At 65.8% G+C, this 20544-nt stretch carries 20 protein-coding genes and 1 tRNA gene; 9 read left to right on the forward strand and 12 right to left on the reverse strand.

Features of this window, described 5'->3' with window-relative positions; genetic code table 11:
* Position 1: 1 nt before the first annotated feature.
* The 3 genes from LZ012_RS02615 to LZ012_RS02625 all read right to left on the reverse strand — a co-directional run bounded on the left by LZ012_RS02615 (position 2) and on the right by LZ012_RS02625 (position 5230).
* Positions 2–2350: an EAL domain-containing protein gene (locus LZ012_RS02615; protein WP_275707263.1), complete on the reverse strand. Its 2349-nt coding sequence runs from the start codon at positions 2348–2350 to the stop codon at positions 2–4.
* Positions 2350–3213, reverse strand: a complete 864-nt coding sequence (locus LZ012_RS02620) for a phosphate/phosphite/phosphonate ABC transporter substrate-binding protein (protein WP_275707265.1) — start codon at positions 3211–3213, stop codon at positions 2350–2352. The genes LZ012_RS02615 and LZ012_RS02620 overlap by 1 nt, the downstream gene beginning before the upstream one ends.
* A gap of 109 nt (positions 3214–3322) precedes the next feature.
* Positions 3323–5230 (reverse strand): ATP-binding cassette domain-containing protein, encoded by a 1908-nt coding sequence (locus tag LZ012_RS02625; RefSeq protein ID WP_275707267.1) that lies wholly within the window; start codon positions 5228–5230, stop codon positions 3323–3325.
* A gap of 191 nt (positions 5231–5421) precedes the next feature.
* Between LZ012_RS02625 and LZ012_RS02630 the strand changes: the two genes are divergently transcribed.
* From LZ012_RS02630 to LZ012_RS02640, 3 genes are read left to right on the forward strand one after another with little or no spacing between them, the layout of a single operon-like run.
* Positions 5422–6627, forward strand: coding sequence for an HD-GYP domain-containing protein (locus LZ012_RS02630; RefSeq protein WP_275707269.1), 1206 nt, complete (start codon positions 5422–5424; stop codon positions 6625–6627).
* Positions 6591–7223, forward strand: a complete 633-nt coding sequence (locus LZ012_RS02635; RefSeq protein ID WP_275707271.1) for a hypothetical protein — start codon at positions 6591–6593, stop codon at positions 7221–7223. Before LZ012_RS02630 ends, LZ012_RS02635 begins: the two co-directional genes overlap by 37 nt.
* Before the next feature lie 13 nt (positions 7224–7236).
* Entirely contained in the window at positions 7237–8457 is a 1221-nt protein-coding gene (locus tag LZ012_RS02640; RefSeq protein WP_275707273.1) for an HD-GYP domain-containing protein, read from the forward strand.
* Here the strand turns inward: LZ012_RS02640 and mutY are convergent.
* On the reverse strand, positions 8429–9466 hold the full coding sequence (gene mutY / locus LZ012_RS02645) for an A/G-specific adenine glycosylase (RefSeq protein ID WP_275707275.1): 1038 nt from the start codon (positions 9464–9466) through the stop codon (positions 8429–8431). The genes LZ012_RS02640 and mutY overlap by 29 nt on opposite strands.
* 73 nt (positions 9467–9539) lie before the next feature.
* Here mutY and LZ012_RS02650 point away from each other — a divergent pair, with 73 nt between their 5' ends.
* Together LZ012_RS02650 and LZ012_RS02655 are read left to right on the forward strand one after the other, a co-directional pair.
* The gene (locus LZ012_RS02650; RefSeq protein ID WP_275707277.1) at positions 9540–10037 is read left to right on the forward strand and encodes a flavin reductase family protein; all 498 of its coding nucleotides are present in this window, start codon (positions 9540–9542) and stop codon (positions 10035–10037) included.
* Between the two features lie 47 nt (positions 10038–10084).
* A tRNA-Gly gene (locus tag LZ012_RS02655) sits at positions 10085–10158 on the forward strand.
* 224 nt (positions 10159–10382) lie between these two features.
* Here LZ012_RS02655 and LZ012_RS02660 read toward each other — a convergent pair.
* From LZ012_RS02660 to LZ012_RS02675, 4 genes are all read right to left on the reverse strand, one after another.
* Positions 10383–10829 carry a cupin domain-containing protein gene (locus LZ012_RS02660; RefSeq protein ID WP_275707279.1) on the reverse strand — a complete coding sequence of 149 codons (447 nt, stop codon included), beginning with the start codon at positions 10827–10829 and terminating at the stop codon, positions 10383–10385.
* A gap of 238 nt (positions 10830–11067) precedes the next feature.
* The gene (locus LZ012_RS02665) at positions 11068–11754 is read right to left on the reverse strand and encodes a PepSY-associated TM helix domain-containing protein (RefSeq protein ID WP_275707281.1); all 687 of its coding nucleotides are present in this window, start codon (positions 11752–11754) and stop codon (positions 11068–11070) included.
* Between the two features lie 477 nt (positions 11755–12231).
* Positions 12232–12702 carry a cupin domain-containing protein gene (locus LZ012_RS02670; protein WP_275707283.1) on the reverse strand — a complete coding sequence of 157 codons (471 nt, stop codon included), beginning with the start codon at positions 12700–12702 and terminating at the stop codon, positions 12232–12234.
* Between the two features lie 163 nt (positions 12703–12865).
* A complete protein-coding gene (locus LZ012_RS02675) occupies positions 12866–13825 on the reverse strand; it encodes an AraC family transcriptional regulator (RefSeq protein WP_275707285.1) in 960 nt (319 codons plus the stop codon).
* A 154-nt stretch (positions 13826–13979) separates the two neighbouring features.
* Between LZ012_RS02675 and LZ012_RS02680 the strand changes: the two genes are divergently transcribed.
* The 4 genes from LZ012_RS02680 to LZ012_RS02695 are packed head-to-tail and all read left to right on the forward strand — an operon-like array spanning position 13980 to position 18264.
* Complete coding sequence (locus tag LZ012_RS02680; RefSeq protein WP_275707287.1) at positions 13980–14438, forward strand: (2Fe-2S)-binding protein; 459 nt, start codon at positions 13980–13982, stop codon at positions 14436–14438.
* 10 nt (positions 14439–14448) lie between these two features.
* Positions 14449–16656 carry a xanthine dehydrogenase family protein molybdopterin-binding subunit gene (locus LZ012_RS02685; RefSeq protein WP_275707289.1) on the forward strand — a complete coding sequence of 736 codons (2208 nt, stop codon included), beginning with the start codon at positions 14449–14451 and terminating at the stop codon, positions 16654–16656.
* Positions 16657–16666: 10 nt separating this feature from the next.
* On the forward strand, positions 16667–17665 hold the full coding sequence (locus LZ012_RS02690; protein WP_275707291.1) for an XdhC family protein: 999 nt from the start codon (positions 16667–16669) through the stop codon (positions 17663–17665).
* Between the two features lie 5 nt (positions 17666–17670).
* Positions 17671–18264: a nucleotidyltransferase family protein gene (locus tag LZ012_RS02695; RefSeq protein WP_275707293.1), complete on the forward strand. Its 594-nt coding sequence runs from the start codon at positions 17671–17673 to the stop codon at positions 18262–18264.
* Between the two features lie 62 nt (positions 18265–18326).
* Here LZ012_RS02695 and LZ012_RS02700 read toward each other — a convergent pair whose 3' ends face one another.
* From LZ012_RS02700 to LZ012_RS02715, 4 genes are all read right to left on the reverse strand, one after another.
* A complete protein-coding gene (locus LZ012_RS02700; protein ID WP_275707295.1) occupies positions 18327–18959 on the reverse strand; it encodes an LON peptidase substrate-binding domain-containing protein in 633 nt (210 codons plus the stop codon).
* A 1-nt stretch (position 18960) separates the two neighbouring features.
* Positions 18961–19572: a flavin prenyltransferase UbiX gene (locus LZ012_RS02705; protein ID WP_275707297.1), complete on the reverse strand. Its 612-nt coding sequence runs from the start codon at positions 19570–19572 to the stop codon at positions 18961–18963.
* A complete protein-coding gene (locus LZ012_RS02710; protein WP_275709605.1) occupies positions 19569–20045 on the reverse strand; it encodes a Gx transporter family protein in 477 nt (158 codons plus the stop codon). Before LZ012_RS02710 ends, LZ012_RS02705 begins: the two co-directional genes overlap by 4 nt.
* Before the next feature lie 160 nt (positions 20046–20205).
* Positions 20206–20538 (reverse strand): NusG domain II-containing protein, encoded by a 333-nt coding sequence (locus LZ012_RS02715; RefSeq protein ID WP_275709607.1) that lies wholly within the window; start codon positions 20536–20538, stop codon positions 20206–20208.
* Positions 20539–20544: the final 6 nt, after the last annotated feature.

The following is a 20544-nucleotide window of genomic DNA, read 5'->3' on the forward strand; positions in this document are numbered from 1 at the left end:
ATCAGGGTGCGCTTATTTCGGCGATCGGGAAGGAAAGGTGGTAGCCCTGCGCATAGTCGACGCCGATCTCGGCGAGCAGGGCCAGGGTCTGTTCGTCGCCGACGAATTCGGCCACCGTCTTCTTGCCCAGCCCACGGGCAACTTCGACGATCGCCCTTACGAAGACATAATCCTCGCGGTTGCCCAGCAGGTTGCGGATGAACATGCCGTCTATCTTCAGCACGTCGGCCGACAGGTGCTTCAGATACGCGAAGGACGAGAAGCCGACGCCGAAATCGTCGAGGCAGACGGTGCAGCCCAGCTTGCGCAAGTCGTCGATGAAGCGCTCGGAATCGCCGATATTGGCCAGCGCCGCGGTTTCCGTCAGCTCGATGATCAGGCGGCGCGGTTCGACGCCGAATTCGCCGAGCAGGGCGCGGATCTTGCCGGCCAGCGTCGGATCGTCGAAAGAGCGGGCCGACACGTTCACCGCCAGCCCCGGCAATCCCGGCATGCCGGCCAGCTTGCTGATGGCGGCGCGGATGACCCAGCGGTCGATATCGACGATGCGCCCGGTGCGCTCGGCGGCCGGGATGAAACTGCTGGGCAGCAGCAGGCTGCCCGGATTATCGGGATCGACCATGCGGACCAGCGCTTCGTAGTGGCTGATCTGGCGGGTACTGGCAACATGCACGCCTTGGAAATGGAGGACCAGGCGGTCCTCGTTGAGCGCCGCCTGGATCTTGTCGTTCCAGGCCAGCTGGCTGAGGACCTGCGCCGATTCGTCCAGATCCGGGCGGTAGATGCGCCAGCAGTTCTTGCCGCTGCGCTTGGCCTGGTACATCGCCGCATCGGCGTGCGACACCAGTTCCTCGACGTTGCTCCCGTGCTCGGGCAGCAAGGCGATGCCGAGACTGCTGGTCAGGCCGAAGCGCCGGCCGTCGAATTCGAAACTGAGGGCGCTCAGCGCCTTGACTACGCGCTCGGCCATGGCCTCGGCGCCTCTGCGGTCGGCACCCGGGGCGACGATGGCGAATTCGTCGCCGCCGAGACGGGCGAACAGTTCGTCGCTGCGCACCAGCCGCCCGACCGCGTCGGCGGTGCGGACCAGGACGTTGTCGCCGGCCCGGTGGCCGAAACTGTCGTTGATGGCCTTGAATTCGTCGAGGTCGAAATAGAGCACGGCGCCATGCTGGCTGGGGTCGCGCTGGAAATGGGCGCGCAGCCTTTCCAGTTCGGCCGTGAAGCGGGCGCGGTTGGCCAGTCCGGTGAGCGGATCGCGCTCCGCCATGAAGACCAGGTGTTCGCTGATCTGCCGTTCACTGGTGATGTCTTCGAAAATCCACAGCCGGCCGAGTTCGATGCCGCCGGTGCTGGTCACCGCCACGCCCTGCTGGGTGACGATCCGGCCGTCGGCTGTGATCAGTTCGCTGCTCGTGCCGTCGCCGGCGAACAGCAGGTCATGCTTGCTTTCAGCCAAGGCCGGATCCAGCCACCGGCGCAGGTCGGATAGCGGCAGGTTGGCTAGATGGCCGTCGAGGCTGACCGACCACAACCGGGCGAAGGCCGGGTTCAGATAGCAGATCCGCTCGTCCTGATCGACGAAGACCAGCCCCAGGCGCATGGCCGAGAGCAGGGCGTCGAGCCGCGAACGTTCGGCATCGACGGCGGCGACCAGGTTGCGTTGCCGCGCCTCGGCATCGCGCAGGTCGTGGACGCGCCGCTCTATGGTTTGCGCCATGTCGTTGAAGGCGTTGATGACCAGGCCGATGTCGTCGTTGCTGCTGCCGCGCAAGGGGCTGAAGCTGCGCCCGGCGGCCAGGGCGTCGCTGGCTTCGGCGAGATGGCCGAGGCGCTGCGTCAGCCACAGCGCGATGGCGCCGAGCACCAGCGACGAGGCGAGAATACCGAGCAGCGCCAGCGCGACGTTCTGGAACAGGATTTCGCGCCGAGCCTCCTCGAGGAAACGCAGATCGATACCGGTCAGCAGGTGGCCATAGGAGCGTTTCTCGACAATGACCGGAATGTCGAATTCGCGCACGCCGTCGGTTCGCGTGGCGTGATCGTCGCTGGCTGCGGCGATCTGCTGGCCGCTTTCGTCGAGCATCGTCAGGTAGACCAGGCCTTGCAGGCGCTGGGCATTGGCCAGCGTGTCGGCGACCGCCGCATAGTCGCGCTGGGCCATGGCCGGCCCCAGTGCCGCCTGCAGCAGCAGGCTGATTTCGGCTCGGCGCAGATCGAACTGGCGGACCAGGTGTTCCTCGGTCAGCCGCTGGCTGTTCCAGACTATGGCCGAAATCATCACCATCTCGACCACGACGGTCAGCGCAATCAGCCGGGCGCGCAGCGAATGGGGCAGCTTGAAGGGCATCAACGCAAGGTGTTGCCGAGTTGGCGCCGGGTTTCCGGAAGCATGCGGTCGAGCAGGACGTAATCCTCGGCTGTCGGCTCGCGGAAGCCGCCGTGCTTGGTCTTGTCGAAGAAGTGCTGGCCTTCCGGTGATTTCTCGAAGGCCAGCAAGGCGGCCTTGACGGCCTGCTGGCGGGCCGCCGGAATCCGGTTGTGGGCGATGTAGAACTGGCCGGGGATGGTGGCGACGTCGCGCCACACTTGCGTATCGCGTTGCAAGTCGGGGGCGGCGAGGACCAGCGTCGAATAGGAAACGAGGGCGGCCCGCGCCTTGCCGCTGATGGCGTTGTGCAAGGCGCTGGAATGGCTAATTGTTTCGACGAAGCGATAGTCGACGTTTTCCTTGAGGCCGTTTTCGGCCAGGGTTATGGCCCCGGCGATGACGATCAGGGCGCTGCGGTCCACTACGCTGATGTCCTCGCCGCGCAGATCGTCGAAACTGGTCAGCGGTTTGCTCCGGCTACTCGCCAGCACGCCGCGGATCGGCGCCTTATGCAGCAGCAGCGAGGTGTAGCCGTAGTCGCGGGTGGCCAGCCGGGCGTAATGGGGAGCGAGCAGCGCGACGTCGTATTCGCCGTCGAGGATGCGTTTGACGAAGGTATCGAAGTCCGGCGCGGTCTGCAGCATGACCGGCTGCTTCAGGGATTTCTCGAGGGCTTCGGCAATCGGCTGGTAATTGGCCAGCAGGGTCCGGGTGGTCAGATAGGGCATCAGGCCAACGGTCAGCTGGCGCCGATCGGGTGTTTTCGAGTCGGCCTGGCTCAGCAGCGGGCAGCACAGCAAAAAGCCGCACAGCACCGCGACCCAACGGATCGTTGCAGACATCCGAATTCCCCCCCAATTCAGTTGTTTGAGCGGATTATAGTCCGGTCAGGGGTGGAATATGCCAAAAGTATTACAACGTTGACGGCTACGGTGCTATCAAAGGCAGAGATCAGTCGACGGCGGGCAGCGCTTCCAGCGCCTCATGCACTTCCAGCCAGCGCATTTCGGCCTCGTCTATCTGTTCGCCCAGCAGGCCAGCCTGCTTGTGCATTTCCTCGCTTCTCACCCGGTCCACCGTGGCGTAGAAGTCGGGGTCGGCAAACTGCGCGTCGAGCGCGGCCTTTTCCTCGTTCCACTTGGCCAGTTTGCGTTCCAGCTGTTCGATTTCCTTGACCAGCGGCCGGCGCTGGGCAAGCACGGCCTGCCGGTTGGCCTTGGCTTCGGCGCGCTGGTTGATGCGCTCGGCCTTTTCAGCGGCGACATCGGGTTCCGGCGATTTCTCAGCGTTGCGCTGGGCAGCCAGCCAGGCGGCGTAGTCGTCGAGGTCGCCGTCGAATTCGCTGACCTTGCCGTCGGCGACGAGCAGCAGTTCGTCGGCGCAGGTGCGCAGCAGGTGGCGGTCGTGCGAGACGAAAACCATGCCGCCCTCGTAATCCTGCATGGCGAAGGTCAGCGCCTCGCGCATTTCGAGGTCGAGGTGGTTGGTCGGCTCGTCGAGCAGCAGCAGGTTGGGTTTGGTGCGGATGAGCAGGGCCAGCGCCAGGCGCGTCTTTTCGCCGCCGGAGAAAGGCTCGATGGCGCGCGTCGCCATGTCACCGCGGAAATCGAAGCCGCCCAGGTAGTCGCGCAACTCCTGCTCGGGCGTCAGCGGTTCGAGGCGGGCCATGTGCTGCAGCGGCGATTCGTCGGGGCGTAGTTGTTCGAGTTGGTGCTGGGCGAAGTAGCCGATGTTCAGCGCCTTGGCTTCCTTGCGCTCGCCGCCCTGTTGGGCGACGGCACCGGCCAGCAGCTTGATCAGCGTCGATTTACCGGCACCGTTGCGGCCGAGCAGGCCGATCCGGCAACCCGGGCGGAGCACCATGCTGACGCGGTCGATGATCTTGCGCTCGGCATAGCCGGCCGAGGCGTTTTCGATACTGAGCAGCGGGTCGGGCAGGGCGCTCGGCTCGCGGAAGCTGAAATGGAAGGGCGAATCGACGTGGGCGGCGGCGACGATTTCCATGCGTTCGAGCATCTTGACCCGGCTTTGCGCCTGCCGCGCCTTGGTCGCCTTGGCCTTGAAGCGTTCGACGAAGCGGGTCAGGTGGGCGATCTCGCGCTGCTGGGCTTCGTAGCTCGCCTGCTGGGTGGCCAGGCGGGCGGCACGGGCCCGTTCGTAGTCGGAATAGCCGCCACTGGTCAGCGATAGGCGCTGCAGGTCGATGGCGATGATCTGGCCGACCACGGCGTCGAGGAAGTCGCGGTCATGCGAAATGAGGAGCAGGGTGGCTGGCGTGTTCTTCAGCCAGCTTTCCAGCCAGAACACGGCGTCAAGGTCGAGGTGGTTGGTCGGCTCGTCGAGCAGCAGCAGGTCGGCGCGGCAGGACAGGGCGCGGGCGAGATTGAGGCGAACCCGCCAGCCGCCGGAGAAGTCGGCCACCGGGCGCTGGAAATCGGCATCGGTGAAGCCCAGCCCGTGCAGTACCTCGGCGACGCGGGCCTTGGCTGAATAGCCGCCGATTTCGCCGTAGCGGGCGTGCAGGTGGCCGATGGCCTCGCCGTCGCCCTTCGCTTCGGCTTCTGCCAGCTCGCGTTCGACGCGGCGCAATTCGACGTCGCCATCGAGCACGAAATCGAGGGCGCTGTCGGGCAGGGCCGGCGTTTCCTGGGCGACGCGGGCAATGTGCCAGCTGGCCGGCAGTTCGACATCGCCGGATTCGGCGTGTAGTTCGCCGGAAAGCAGGGCGAACAGGCTCGATTTGCCGCAGCCGTTGGCGCCGACGACGCCGACCTTCCAGCCGGTGTGCAGTTGAACGGAGGCGTCGACGACCAGGGGGCGGCCGGCGCGGGCGAAGGTGACTTGGCGTAGGGCGATCATGAGGGGGCAGATTATAAGCCGGGGGCGCCGGCTTGCCGCGTCGGCGATGCTCGGCGGCGGATATGCCATTGGCGCACAGACAGCAGTTCTTGAGGCGCGGAAAGTCGCCAATATTCCAGTGCTTACGAGCGATTCCGGTGTTTTTCCTGCAATTTGGCTATGCCATGCGCCAGCCTGCTAGAATTCCCAGCATGATCAAGCAGATCCGTTCCGAACAGCTCCTGCCGGGCATGTACATCCACGACCTCAATTGTGGCTGGCTCGATCATCCCTTCATGTCGAACGCGTTTTTTGTGCGCGACCAGGCGACCTGCGACAAGATTCTCGGCCTCGGCATCCGGGAAGTGTACATCGACACCATCAAGGGGGCCGATGTCTGGGCTGCGCCGAGCCAGTCGGAGGTCAATGCCGAACTCGATCGGCGGTTGCAGGAAATCGCCCAGAAACAGCCCGAAAAGCCCGTCGTCGTCGAGCTGAAGGACGAAGCGGCGCGCGCCCGGCGCCTGCATGGCGAGGCCAACAAGCTGGCCCGCCTGGTGCTGGACGATGTGCGCCTCGGGCAGCCGGTCCGCATCGAGCGCATTGAGCCGCTGGTCGACAGCATGGTCGATTCGGTCTTCCGCCACCAGGACGCCCTGCTGCCGATGGCCCGCCTGAAGAATCTCGACGACTACACCTTCGAGCATTCGGTCGGTGTCGCCGCCCTGCTCATCGCCTTCGGCCGGGCCATGAAACTGCCCAAGGAAGCGATCCAGGAACTGGCCATGGGCGGCCTGCTGCACGATATCGGCAAGGCCCACGTGCCGGAGGCCATCCTGAACAAACCGGCCAAGCTGACCGACGACGAGTTCGCCAAAATGCAGTCGCACGTTGCCGAAAGCCTGCGCCTCGTTGAAGGCGTCTCCGGCGTTGGCCCGATTGCGCGCCAGGTCATTGCCGAGCATCATGAACGTTTCGACGGCAGCGGCTACCCGAAGCGGCTGGCCGGCAAGGATATTTCGCTGTACGGCCAGATGGCGGCGATCGTCGATGTGTACGACGCAATCACCTCCGACAAGGTGTACAACCGCGGCATGCCGCCCACCCAGGCTCTGAAGAAGCTGCTCGAATGGAGCAAGCACCACTTCGACCCGCAACTGGTACAGACCTTCATCCGGGCTATCGGCATCTACCCGACCGGGGCGCTGGTCCGCCTGGAGAGCAACAGGATGGGCGTCGTCGTCGAACAAAACGAGGGCAAGCTACTCGAACCGGTGGTTCGTGTTTTTTACCATGCCGGCCAGCACCATTACGTGCCGCCGGAAGTGGTCGATCTGGCCAAGGTGCAGGACCGCATCGCCAGTTGCGAGAGTTACGAGAAATGGAAAATCGATCCTCATCAGTGGTTGCCGGCCTGATCGCCGCTGCCACTTTATTGCTGCCGCTGGCGGCCATGGCCGAGATCAGTGACGCCCAGCAGGCCGACTGGGACGCCCGCCTGGAACGGGCGGCGGCCCTGGTCGCCGACAGCAAGGCCAGGAAGGTGGCGGCCGCGCAACTGCTCGACGAGCGCAACAAGGCCTGCGACAAGAAATTCCTGGTCAATGCCTGCCGCGACGACGCGCGCAAGGATTACCTGAAGACCACCCACGAGGCGCAACGCCTGGAGAGCGAGGGCAAGACGCTCGAACGCGAGGTGAAGAAGGAGCAGATCGCCGAGCGCGAAAAACAAAAAGCCGAGGAAGCACCGCAACGTGCCTCCGGCCTGAAGGCGCGCGAGGCCGAAACCGAAGCGACCCGCCAGGCGGCGGAGGCGAAAATCGAGGCGACGCAGGCCGACAAGGCGAAGAAGGCGGCCGAGGGCGAACGGCGCAGGGCGGCCGACGAAGAGAAGCACCGCCAGAAGCTAGAAGCGCACGACCGCAAGGTGGCCGAGAAAATGCGCGCCGCCGAGCAGAAGGAGCAGGAGGCGGCGAAAAAGGAAGCAGCGAAGAAGGAGGGGGCGACCAAATAGCCCGCTCTCTGCCATGATCCGCAAGATTTCCATCGATCAGTTGCAGCCCGGCATGTATGTCGTGGATCTGCACAAGCGCTGGCTCGATCACTCGATTTGGATCAAGCGCTTCAAGGTGCGCGACGACGAGCACATCTGGAAGCTGAAGGACGAAGGCATCACCGAGGTCAGCATCGATACCGACAGGGGCGTCGACCTGCCGGCGCCGCCTCCGCCCACCATCCGCAGCGACGCAGTCGAGCAGAAATTCAAGTCTCTGGCCGAGATCAAGGCCGAAATTACCCACACCGTCTCGCTCGGCGAGGAACGCCGGCGGGCGACCAAGCTGTTGCGCGAGGCCAGCGATACGGTCACCGACCTGATGCTGTCGGCCAGGGCCGGCCGCGGCGTCGATGCGGCACGGCTTGAGCCGGTGGTCGTCAAGATGCTCGAATCGGTGTCGCGCAATCCCGATGCGCTGGTTCCGCTGTCCCGCCTGAAGAGCGAGGAAACCTACGCCACCGAGCATGCCGTCGCCACGGCCGGGCTGATCATCGCCTTCGGCCGGCACCAGGGCATGCCGGAGCCGGAAATCGAAAAGCTGGCGCTCGGCACCATGGTCAAGGACATCGGCCAGGCGGCCATCGACGCGCGGCTGATCACCAAGCCCGGCATGCTGTCGCAGGCCGAGTTCTCCATCGTCCAGAGCCATGTCGAGGAAGGGTTGGCGGTGTTGGAAGCCACCTCGCACCTGTCCGCCACCTCGGTTTCCGTTGTCCTCGAACACCACGAGCGCTACAACGGCTGCGGCTATCCGTACCGCATGGCCGGCGACGAGATTTCGACCGCTGGCCGCATGGCGGCCATCGTCGACACCTACGACGCGATGACCTCGGCCCGCCCCTACCGCGCCGCCCTGTCGCCGTCGCTGGCCCTGCGCCAGCTCTACGACGAGGGCGGCCGGCAATACGATCCGGCGCTGGTCGCCGCCTTCGTCAAGACGGTCGGCATCTATCCGGTCGGCACCCTGGTCCTGCTCGAAAGCGGTCACCTCGCCGTGGTCGAGCAACTGCATCCGGACAATATGCTGACCCCCATCGTCCGCGTCTTCTACCACACCGGCCGCCGGCAATACCTGACGACACCGGCCGAGGTGGACCTGTCGCGCAAGGTCGGCAATCACTACGGCCAGATTGTCCGCGCCGAAAGCTACGAACGCTGGGGCATCAGTCCGCTGCGCTGGCAACCTGCCTGATCAGCTTGCGGATCGGCGCCGGCACCCCGGCGTCGGCCGCCCGTTCCAGCTCTACCCATTCCAGACCCGGCTCGGCCACGCCGCCGGCACCGGCGACCCGGCACAGCACCGGCTCCAGCGTCAGCCGGAAATGCGTGAAGGTGTGCTTGAAGGCAGGCAAAGGGCGCTGCTCTGCCAGGCTCAGGCCGAAGCGGGCGGCGACCTGGGCCGGCTCGCCTTCCGGCGGCACCAGCAAGCCGCCCCACAGGCCGCTCGGCGGCCGGCGTTCGAGCAGCAGCCGCGCGCCGTCGGTGAGCAGCACGAAGCTCGACGTCCGTTCCGGCACAGCGGGGCGGGCCTTGGTCATCGGCAATTCGGCGGTGCGGCCGTCGCGGCGGGCGACGCAGCCGGCGGCCACCGGGCAGTCGCCGCAGCGCGGCCGGCTGCGCGTGCACAGCGTGGCGCCGAGGTCCATCAGGCCTTGCGTGTAGGGCTCGATATCGCCCTCCGGCAACAGGCTTTCGGCCAGCTGCCACAACTGGCGGTGGATCGCCGCTTCGCCGGGAAAACCTTCGACGCCGAACTGCCGGCACAGCACCCGCTTGACGTTGCCGTCGAGGATCGCCGCCCGCTGCCCGAAAGCGAAAGCGGCCACCGCGGCGGCCGTCGACCGGCCGATACCGGGCAGTTCGGCCAGGGCCTCGGCGCTGGCCGGGAACTGGCCTTCGAACTGGCTGGCCACCTGCTGGGCGCACTTGTGCAGATTCCGCGCCCGGGCGTAATAGCCGAGGCCGGCCCAGTGCTCGATGACGGACTCGATCGGCGCCGCCGCCAGGGCCATCACCGTCGGGAAACTGTCGAGAAAACGCAGGTAATAGGGGATCACCGTGCTCACCTGCGTCTGCTGCAGCATGATCTCGGAAAGCCAGATCCGGTAAGGATCGCGGGTGTTTTGCCAGGGCAGGCCATGGCGGCCGGCGACCTTCTGCCAGGCAATGAGTTGTTCGGTAAAGCGATTGGGGACGGCCAAATTCTGCCTCGACGCAAGCTGCGGGAGCACGGATAATACGGCCTCTTTTTACGTAGTCCTATCGTTCTACCCGATGACCCAACCGCAAACCGACAGTCGCGCCCTGCGCAATGCCCTCGGACGTTTCGCCACCGGCGTTGCCATCGTCACGGCCATCGATCCGGATGGCCACCCGATCGGCCTGACCGTGAACTCGTTCTCGGCGGTTTCGCTCGACCCGGCCCTGGTCCTCTGGTGCATGGACAACAATTCGAACAACCTGGTGGCCTTCCAGAAAGCCAGCCACCACGTCATCAACATCCTGGCCGCGGATCAGGAAAATCTTTCCAACCGCTTCGCTACCTGGCCGGCCGACCGCTTCGCCGGCCTGCCCTGGCATCCAGGCGCCGGCGGCGCCCCGGTCTTCCCGGGTTGCTGCGCCACCTTCGAAGTGGCTAACGAAACGGCGCATGCCGGCGGCGACCACACCCTCTTCATCGGCCGCGTCGAACGCTTCGCCGAAACCCCGGATATCGCCCCGCTGCTTTTCCACGCCGGCCGCTACGGCCGACTGGCGGCCGACCCGCAGTGATTGAACCGGCTGCCTTCTGCGTTAGAATGGCAGCCTTATTGCCCAGAGCGGGCGTCGTATAATGGTAATACCTCAGCTTCCCAAGCTGATGCCGAGGGTTCGATTCCCTTCGCCCGCTCCATAATGAATTCAGGCAGATCGTTGATCTGAAAAAGCAAAGCCAACCCAAAGCGGTTGGCTTTTTTGTTGTCTGGTCGATTTTTGGTTAGAGGTTGAGAGCGCCAACGAGGCGTATCCAGCGCTATCCGACCGGCGGTGCATCGATCGAACCGGCGATTGGCCTTTGTGATGAAAAATGGCCGCCTCTGATTACATGGCGACCATTGGCAGACCGAGCCCAAATGTTTACGCGGTGCCTTCCTTGGTTGCGCGGAAAATTTCATACAAGGTGTCGAGGGTGATTTCGGCGACCGGATGGCCATCGTCGTCCAGCACCTCGTAGAGTACTTCTCCGGGCTTCGGACGCATGCTGAACAGGACGATGACGTCGTCGGCGCCACCGCCTTCCCGATGCGGCGCCTCGCTGGCTGGCGAGATGGTGTAGCTGCCGGTCGGCCGGACTTCCCGCCGGCTGCCGTCCATCTCGTAAATATGATGTTCGCCGCGTACGACGAAGGTGTGGTTCAGAGCCTTGTGGCGATGCAGAACGATCTGCTGGCCAGCCGCGAATTTGAACAGCACGTCGGCGATGCGCTGTTCCATATCGACCTGCAGTATGGAAAACACGAAGTGGGGAAAATCGCCAAAGGGCTGCCAACGAATGGCTTGATCGTCGAAGTGGGCTGACGGCATGGATGGGTCTCCTGGGGTGGTTGGGTGAGGCCGGATGGCCACCGCCAGTAGAACCCGGACTGTCCTGTACGGCCCAGGGCTGCATGCCCGGCAAGGGCAGGCATTCTGCCTGTTCAGCCGAGTCCGCCATGTACCTTGATGCAGCAAGGCCGATAGCATTTGATAGTGGCCGTTGATGTCAGTGGCCGTAATCCTGTCCGCCAACGGCTGTAAAGGCCAAAACCCAACTATGCTGGCTTCAAATCGACCACATGAACCAGGTAGCAGCGAGCAGCGCGCCAATGCTGGTGCCGACTGTGGCGGTATGCATGGCACGTAGCTGCGTCCACAGCAGAAGTCCGGTGATCGACAACAGGATCAGGCTGCCGGCGATGGTGTCGGCCAGCAGTACCCAGAAGGCGTTGACGCCGACCGACATGTGCAGGCGGGTCAGGGTGCCGATCGGCGTGGCGTCGGTGTGGTCGAGTTTGACGAAGCGGTTGCCGATGAAATATTCGGCCGACACGCCGTGCTGCGGCGTCTGCAGGCTGACGCTCCAGCGTTCCGGCTGCATCACCTCCTGATCGGCCCACACCACCGCTTTGGCTGGTTGTTTCTTGACCTGAACGACCTGTTCGGGGGTGAATTTCAGTTCGCCCTGGAGCCAGGCCGACAGTTCTTCCGGCGTGGTGGGTTTCTGTTCCGGCAAGGCCAGTTGCACGGTTTTCTGGGCGGTCTTCTCGAGCGGAATCTTCATGATCGCGCGGTGGTTGAGCAGGATGCCGGTAGCGCCGAAGAGCAGGCCGAGGATGGCGCCCCACAGGCCGACATAGAGGTGGATCTTGCGCACCCAGGTGAGGAAGATTGCTCGCCGGCTGCGGCGGCGCGGCAGGGGATCGGCCAGGATGGCGTCCCCGGTACTGACGGAAGCATTGGCGCGGTCCATATTCAGTTCGCTCCCCGGCTGGGCGGTAGCGCCGGGTCGACGTCGGCGCCGGTGACTTGGTAAAAGCCGTGGCTGCAGTGATTGCGCCGGGCGTCGTCAGGTTTGCGGGTGAGGGGGGTATGGGGCAGCACAGCGTTTTCCTTTCGTGTCGAAGCACGGGCTGGCGACAGCTGGCTGGTGCGATGACTCTGATTTCTTGGCAGCCACGGGGCTTCGCGGCAAAAAACGAGAGTTTAAGGAAGGTGAATTGGGCTGTAAATGATAACCACTATTATTTACATGTGGTTTCAAGATAGGCGCCGGTCCTTGGCGGCTGACCGGTATCTGCCTGCCCGGTACGGGTAACTTCGTCGGCGTGGGCGAATGCAGGCTGCTGACCGCATTTGGTAAGCGGCAAATCTGCGGGCAGTGGTGGCGGCGATTCGTTTGCCGAATTGCCTATGACCGGGTCCAGCACTCAAACCCGGTGCCGACCTCTCACTTCTTCTTGCGCGGGTCGTCGGCCGGGTTGATGTATTCGAGTCCCCACGGGCCGCTCGCCACCAGTTGCAGGACGGTCGGCTGGTCGGCGGTCCACACGTAATGGGCGTGCTTGGCGGGCAGCGCGAAGCTGGTGCCGGCCTTCAGCACTTCGCCTTTCTTGGCGTCGAACTTATCGCCCATGCCGTTGCCCAGGCTGCCGCTGACGATGGTAATCAGCTCGGGAAATGGATGGGTATGCGGCTGGACCTTGTAGTGGGGCGGAAATTTGATGAGGGCGACGAAAGTCTCGGCTTTGGACGGATCGCCGACCAGGACCGCGACCTTGGCGCCTTTGGGCAGGGCAGGGTCCTCGCCCCACTTGATCGTCGCGGGGTTGAACACCTTCATGTCGTCCACGCTCAGGCCCTGGGCGGCGGCTGATGCAGCAAACAGGATCAGGCCGGCGGTGATCAAGGTTTTTTTCATTTCTGCCTCCTATGGTGTGGGAAGGCCGGAGCGATATCCGACGGCATGGCTACGGACACGGCAGACCGGCTAGCCTATGGACGGCGGGCAGAGCGAATGGTTCCGGATTCGGGCGGACGATTTCTCCGTGCGCCGGTCGGTTATCCGGCCGGCGTTGTGCCGCTCAAACGGCAGCCGGGGCGGTTCCCCGTAGTTGGGCGACATCGCTGGCCGGCGGGGTGCCGAACATGCGTCGGTATTCGCGGCTGAATTGCGAGGGGCTTTCGTAGCCGACACGGTGGGCGGCCGAGGCCGCATCTTGGTTGTGGGTGAGCATGATGCGCCGGGCTTCCTGCAGACGGAGCTGCTTCTGGTATTGCAGCGGCGTCATGCCGGTCAGCGCCTTGAAATGGTGGTGTAGCGACGACTTGCTCATGTTGGCCAGGGCCGCCATTTCGTCGATGCTGATGGTTTCCGCCAAGCGCATCTGGAGCAGGGAAATAGTACGCACGATGCGGTGGCTGTGGCTGCCGTGGCTGGCGGCTTGGTGCAGGCGGGAGCCGAGGGCACCTGTGAGCAGGCGGTAGAGCAGTTCCTGTTCGGCGAGCGGGGCGAGGACCGGGATGTCGGCCGGGGTGTCTAGCAGGCGGGCCAGGCGGAGCGCGGCTTCCTGGATTTCAACCGTTTGCGCGGCGACGCCGATGCCGCGATCGACCTCGCTGGGCAGGATATTTTTGGGCAAGCGAGCGCACAGCTCGCCCAGTTTGACCGGATCGAGGCGCAGGCCGAAGCCGAGATAGGGTTCGAGCACCGAGGCGCGCGTCAGTTGCGAGAAAACCGGTAGCTCGACCGAGGAGACCAGGTAGTGCCCGGCGTCGTAGTCGTAGCAGTCGTCGCCGACCTGGATGCGCTTGGCGCCCTGCGCCATCATCGCGAAGATGGACGAGGCGATGCCGCAGCTCGTCGTGCACGTGGTCGATCCGCGAAACACGCTGAGGCCGGGAATGGCGGTTTCCTGGGCACCGTCGTGCGGGCAGTGGCGACGGACGATGTCCGCCAGCTCGGCACGCTGCTCGCGCATGCGCCGTGCTGGGTCGATGACGGAATCATTTTGAGTGGCGGTGGTCTGAAGGCTGTTCTCCATGCCAAGCAGCGTAACGCGTTTGCCTATTCGAGGCGAGTGCTGATCAAGGAATTATGGAGGATCAGGCAAGAAGTTTGCAGCTTTGGGTTACCGTCGGCCGGGTGGCGGCGCGCACACTGGGCATCGATTCATTCCGGACATCACAGGAGGCAAGATGATTACCCTCAACGTTAATGGTCGGCGCCAGCAGGCCGATGTCGATCCCGATACCCCCTTGCTCTGGGTCCTGCGCGACACGCTGCAGCTGACCGGTACCAAGTACGGCTGCGGCCAAGGCCTATGCGGTGCCTGTACCGTGCATGTGGACGGCGTACCGATGCGCTCCTGCTCGCTGCCCGTGTCGGCGGCGGTCGGCAAGAAGATCACCACCATCGAGACGGTCGATGCCGGCCGCATCGGCAAGGCCGTCCAGGCGGCCTGGGAAAAGCTCGACGTCGTGCAGTGCGGCTACTGCCAGTCGGGCCAGGTGATGAGCGCCGTGGCGCTGCTCGCCAGGAACCGCAAGCCGAGCGATGCCGACATCGACGCCGCCATGTCGGGCAATCTCTGCCGCTGCGCGACCTACGTCCGCATCCGCGCGGCCATCCACGAAGCCGCCAAGTCCCTGGCCTAGGAGAACGCGCATGGCTACCACTATCGAAAACATCTCCCGCCGCCGCTTCCTGCAGGGCGGGGCCGGGCTGACGCTCGGTTTCTGCCTGCCCGGTATCGCTGCTGCAGCGGCCGCCGGGCCGGGCAAGGCCGGCGAAGGCGTCGTTGCGCCGGTGACTTTTGAGCCCAACGCTTTTCTGCGTATCGGCGCCGACAACTCGGTGACGGTGATTTCCAAGCACCTCGAAATGGGCCAGGGCACCTACACCGGCCTGGCCACCATGCTGGCAGAGGAACTGGACGCCGACTGGGCGCAGGTCCGCGTCGAAGGCGCGGCGGCCGATGCCAAGCGCTACAACAACCTGTTCTGGGGCGCCGCCCAGGGCACCGGCGGCAGCACGGCGATGGCTAACTCGTGGGAGCAGATGCGCAAGGCGGGCGCCGCCGGCCGGGCCATGCTGGTTGCCGCGGCGGCCAAGCGCTGGCAGGTGCCAGCCGGCGAAATCACCGTCGAGCGCGGGGTGGTGCGCCATGCTGCCTCGAAACGCACGGCCACCTTCGGCGAACTGGCCGAAGCGGCGGCCCGGGAAACGGTACCGGCCGACGTGGTGCTGAAGAGTCCGGACCAGTTTAAGCTGATCGGCAAACAGGCCAGGCGCAAGGACACCCACGCCAAGGTCAACGGCACGGCGCAATTTACCCAGGACGTTCAGTTGCCCGGCATGCTGGTTGCCGTGGTCGCCCATCCGCCGCGCTTCGGCGGCAAGGTTAAGTCCTTCGACGCCAGCGCGGCGCGGGCCGTCAAGGGCGTCGTCGAGGTGGTGCAGATTCCGCAGGGCGTCGCCGTGCTGGCCCGCGACACGTGGACGGCGAAGAAGGGGCGCGATGCGCTGCGCGTCGAATGGGACGACAGCGCCGCCTTCAAGCTGGGCAGCGACGAAATCCTCGCCCGCTACCGCGAAATGGCCAAGAAGCCCGGCCTGACCGCCAAGAAGCAGGGCGACACCGATGCGGCGCTGGCCGGCGCGGCCAAGGTGGTCAGCGCCAGTTACGATTTCCCCTACCTCGCCCACGCGGCGATGGAGCCGATGAACTGCGTCGTGCAACTGACCGCCGCCGGCTGCGAGGTGTGGAACGGCGAGCAGTTGCATACCGGCGACCAGTATGCGTTGGCCGGGTTGTTCGGCCTGAAGCCCGAGCAGGTCGTCATCCATATGCTGTACGCCGGCGGCAGCTTCGGCCGGCGCGCCTGCAAGGATTCGGATTACGTGCTGGAGGCCGCACACATCGTCAAGGCGATGCAGGCCAAGGCGCCGGTCAAGCTGGTCTGGCTGCGTGAGGACGACATGCGCGCCGGCTATTACCGGCCGGCTTTCCACCACGCGCTGCAAGCCGGGCTCGACGCCCAGGGCAATGTCGTCGGCTGGACGCACCGGCTGGTCGGCCAGTCCATCCTGATCGGCTCACCCTTCGAGAAAATGCTGGTCAAGGACGGCATCGACGGCGTGTCGGTCGAAGGTGCCGCCAACCTGCCGTATGCCATTCCCAACCTGACCGTGGACCTGCACACGCCGACCGACATCGGCGTGCCGGTGCTGTGGTGGCGTTCGGTCGGTTCGTCGCACACCGCCTTCTCGACCGAGGCCTTCCTCGACGAAGTGGCGGCGGCGGCCGGCAAGGACCCGCTGGCCCTGCGCCTCGAACTGCTCAAGGATCATCCCAAGTACGCTGCCGTGCTGCGCCTGGCCGCCGACAAGGCCGGCTGGGGGCAGCCGCTGAAGCCGGGCAAGGCCGGCGAGCGGCGCGGCCGGGGTGTCGCGGTGCATGAGTCGTTCAACAGCGTGGTCGCCCAGGTGGCCGAGGTGACGGTGAGTAAATCCGGTGACCTGCGCGTCGACCGCATGGTGTGTGCCGTCGACTGCGGCACGGCGATCAACCCGGACAACATCCGCTCCCAGGTCGAAGGCGGGGTCGGTTTCGCGCTGTCGGCCGTGCTGCACGGCGAAATCACCCTCAAGGACGGCATCGTCGAGCAGGGCAATTTCGATGGCTACCCGCCGCTCCGTATAGGCGAAATGCCCAGGGTGGAGGTGCATATCGTGCCGTCTACCGCGGCGCCGACCGGGATCGGCGAACCGGGTGTGCCGCCGGTGGCGCCGGCCGTGGCCAACGCCATCGCGGCGGCGACCGGCAAGCGCCTGCACCGCCTGCCCATCCGCAGCACGGACCTCGCCGCCTGAGGAGGGCGCCATGGACAATCTCGACACGCAAGTGCTCGACGCCGCCCGCCGCTGGGCGGCAGACGGCCACCGCTTCGCATTAGTCACCGTGGCCCGCACCTGGGGCTCGGCGCCACGCCCGCCCGGCGCGTGGATGGCGATCCGCGACGACGGCCGCGTCCAGGGCTCGGTGTCCGGTGGCTGCATCGAGGACGACCTGATCGACCGCATGGCGGCCGGTGAGTTTGCCGGGCCGGCCATGCAGGTCGTCCGTTACGGCGTGACAGCCGACGAGGCCCATCGCTTCGGCCTGCCCTGCGGCGGCACGCTCGAACTGGTCGTCGAACCGGCGCCTGAGATTGCGCTGCTCGACACCATGGCCGGGCGCATCGCCGCCGGCCAGTTGGTCGAACGCCGGCTCGATATGACGGCCAACCGGGTGAGCATTGCCGGCGGCCAGTGCGGCGCGCAGTTGTCGTGGAACGGTAGCTTGCTCGTTACCCAGCACGGCCCGGCCTGGCGGCTGCTGATCATCGGTGCCGGCCAGATTTCCCGCTTTCTGGCCAACATGGCGCAACAGCTCGGCTACCGTGTTGTGGTCTGCGATCCGCGCGAGGAATACGGCACGGAATGGGATGTGCCGGGGGCCGACCTGCTCACCTGCATGCCTGACGACGCCGTACTCGAACTGGCGCTCGATCCGCACAGCGCGGTGGTGGCGCTGACCCACGATCCCAAGCTCGACGACCTGGTGCTGCTCGAAGCCCTGAAATCGCCGGCTTTCTATGTCGGCGCGCTGGGCTCGAAAGCGAATACGGCCAAGCGCCGCGAGCGCCTGCACCAGTATTTCGACCTGTCGCAAGCCGAACTCGACCGCCTGCACGGCCCGGTCGGCCTGCCCATCGGTAGCCGGACGCCGCCCGAGATTGCGGTGTCCATCCTGGCCGAGATGACGGCGGTCAAGAACGCGGCGATGGCCCGCGAAAGCGCGGCAGAGGCCGTGGCCGACCCGCTGGCCTGCCGAGCCTGACGCGCATGCGCGGCATCGTCGGCTTGTTGCTGGCGGCCGGACAAGGCCGGCGTTTCGGCGCCGACAAGCGCTGGCAGCCGCTGGCCGACGGTATGCCGATGGTGCTGGCCAGCGCCATGCGTTTGCGGGCAGCATGCCCCGACGTGCTGGCGGTACTGCGCCCGGACGATGCAGCCCTGTCCGAGCGTTTGCAGGACTTGGGTTGCCGCGTGGTGGTCAATGCGCAGGCGGAAGCCGGGCTCGGCAGTAGTCTGGCCGCCGGCGTGCGCGCCTCGGCCGATGCCGCCGGCTGGCTGGTGGCGCTCGCCGACATGCCCTTCATCGCCAGCACCAGCCATCGCGCCGTGCACGACCGCCTGCTGGCCGGCGCTTCGCTGGTCGTCCCGGCCTATCGCGGGCAACGCGGCCATCCGGTCGGTTTCTCGCGGGAGTGGCTATCAGAATTGAGCGGGCTCGACGGCGATGTCGGGGCGCGCCATATCCTGCGCAATAACCCGGACTTGGTGGATCTATTGGCGATGGACGATGCGGGGATATTGGCCGATGTCGATCGGCCTGAAGATCTGGAGCGCAGTGGCGAGAAGCTACCAGCCGGTTAAGCGTCGTTCCCGCCTCCGCACCCCAAGGGCACTTCCTACGGGCGCGGGAACGACAAATCAAATTACCCCAGCAACTTCCGCTGGCTCAGGTACTTTTCCAGGATTTCCAGCCGTGCCAGCGGATCGTCCAATTCGAGCAGCTTCTGCTTGGCCAGGTTCTGGATGGGCAGCACTTCGGTGATCCGGTAGCCGACCCACTCCGCGTCGTCGTAGCGGTGCGGTTCCGGGATGCGTTCCGGGCCGAGGTCGCCGACGATGCGCTGGAGCAGCGGCAGCAGGCGTTCGCGTTCCTGCGGCAAGGCGGTGTGGCCGGTTTCCGGCAGCAGTTCGACGGTGCCTTCGAGCAGGTTGGCCGGGCCGAGCTTGGTGTCGATGATGCGGAAGCGCCGGCCGCCGCGGGCAGTGATCATCAGGATGCCGAGCTGCTCCATTTCCCAGCTGGCGATGGTGGCCAAGGTGCCGACGCCGTGCGGCACGGCCGTTTCGCCGACCTCGCCGCCCTTGTCGATCAGGCAGATGCCGAAAGGCGTGTTCTCCTTCAGGCAGGCGGCGGCCATGTCGAGGTAGCGCTGCTCGAAGATCTTCAGCGGCTGCAGGCCGCCCGGGAACAGCACGGTGTTGAGCGGAAAGAGCGGCAGGCGCAGGGTTTCGACCGAAGTGCCGCCGGGCGAGCGGACGAAATCGAACCAGCCCATGTCAGCGCGCCTCGCCCCAGCGCTGCATCAGGGTGTGCGGCACGCCGACCTGGTCAAGGACGCGGGCGACGACGAAATCGACGATGTCCTGCACGCTTTGCGGGTGCTGGTAGAAGCCCGGGCTGGGCGGCAGGATGACGGCGCCGGCGCGGGAGAGGCGCAACATGTTCTCAAGGTGGATGGCCGAGAAGGGGGTTTCGCGCGGCACGAGGACCAGCTTGCGGCCTTCCTTGAGCACGACGTCGGCGGCACGTTCGATCAGGTTGTCGGCCAGGCCCTGGGCGATGGCGGCGAGGGTGCCCATGCTGCACGGGCAGACGATCATGGCATCCGGCGGATTGGAGCCGGATGCAACCGGGGCGAACCATTCCTCGCGGCCGTAGACGGCCAGCTTGTCGGGATCGGCGGCGGGCAAACGGGCGAGCAGGGCGGCCTTGGCATCGGCCGGGCGCGACGGCAGGTCGACGTCCATTTCCTGCTTGGCGACGACCTGGGCGGCCTGCGAATAGAGCAATTGCACCTTGCAGCCGGCGGCGAGCAGGCAGTCGAGCAGGCGCAGGCCGTAAGGCATGCCGGAGGCACCGGTCAGGGCGAGGCAGATGGTCTTGGTCATGGGGCGGGTTCCGCAGACTCCGTTTCAGCTAGCAGTTTAGCCGCGATCAGGCCGTTGATGGTGCCGAATACCAGCGCCGCGCCGGCGAACACCGGGGTGAGCAGGAAGACGCCGTCGTGCGGGATCAGCCAGGCGCGGGCCAGCAGCAGCTGGCCGCCGATGTGGGCGAAGGCGGCGAAGATGGACAGGCTGACTGGACCGAACCAGCGCTTTGGCAGGTGGCGGGCGAGGCCGAGGGTGAGCAGGCTGAGGGTGGTGCCGGTCAGCGACAGGAAGAAGCCGGGGGCGAGGAAGTAGCCGAGCAGCAGGCTGCCGGCCAGCACCCGCAGGCCGCTGACCCACACCGCGGTACCCCAGCCGTAGCGGGCCAGCACGACCAGGGTGACGATGTTGGCCAGCCCCGGCTTGACGCCGGGCAGCGGCGACGGGATGGCGGCATCGACCAGCGACAGGGCAACCGCCGCGGTGGCCAGCCAGGCGACGCGGCGGTCTTCCTCGGTGACCGCGAGTTGAGTCACCTCGGGCTCAGGGCCGGTGCCTTCTCGCCACGAGTTTGCCGCGCCTTGGGCGCCGGGGTTGCCGGTATCGCTGCTCGCTTCGCCGCGAATGGCAGCACTGGCGCCAGACTTGTGTTCAGTAACTGATCGAGTCATAGACCTTGGTCCGGCCAGTGATCTGGACGCTGACGCGGTTGGGGGCGCAGATGGCGATTTCGCCGGGGCGCATCAGCCAGCCCTGCTTGACGCAATACTGGCGCGGGCTGGGGTCGGCCACGACGCGGGCGCGGCCCGGCTCGACGGCGATCAGCGTGGTGCCGAGCGGACCGGATACTTCGAATTGCTTGCGCGCCTTGAGATCGACCTCGGCGAAGACGCGGCCTTCCTGGCGGATGATGGCCCGGTCGGCCATGCCGCCCTGCCAGAAAACCGGGACGCTGGCGCCGACCAGCGCGGCGCTGCCGAGCATGACCAG

The sequence above is a fragment of the Dechloromonas hankyongensis genome (assembly GCF_022012295.1).
In the GTDB taxonomy this organism is placed as follows: domain Bacteria; phylum Pseudomonadota; class Gammaproteobacteria; order Burkholderiales; family Rhodocyclaceae; genus Azonexus; species Azonexus hankyongensis.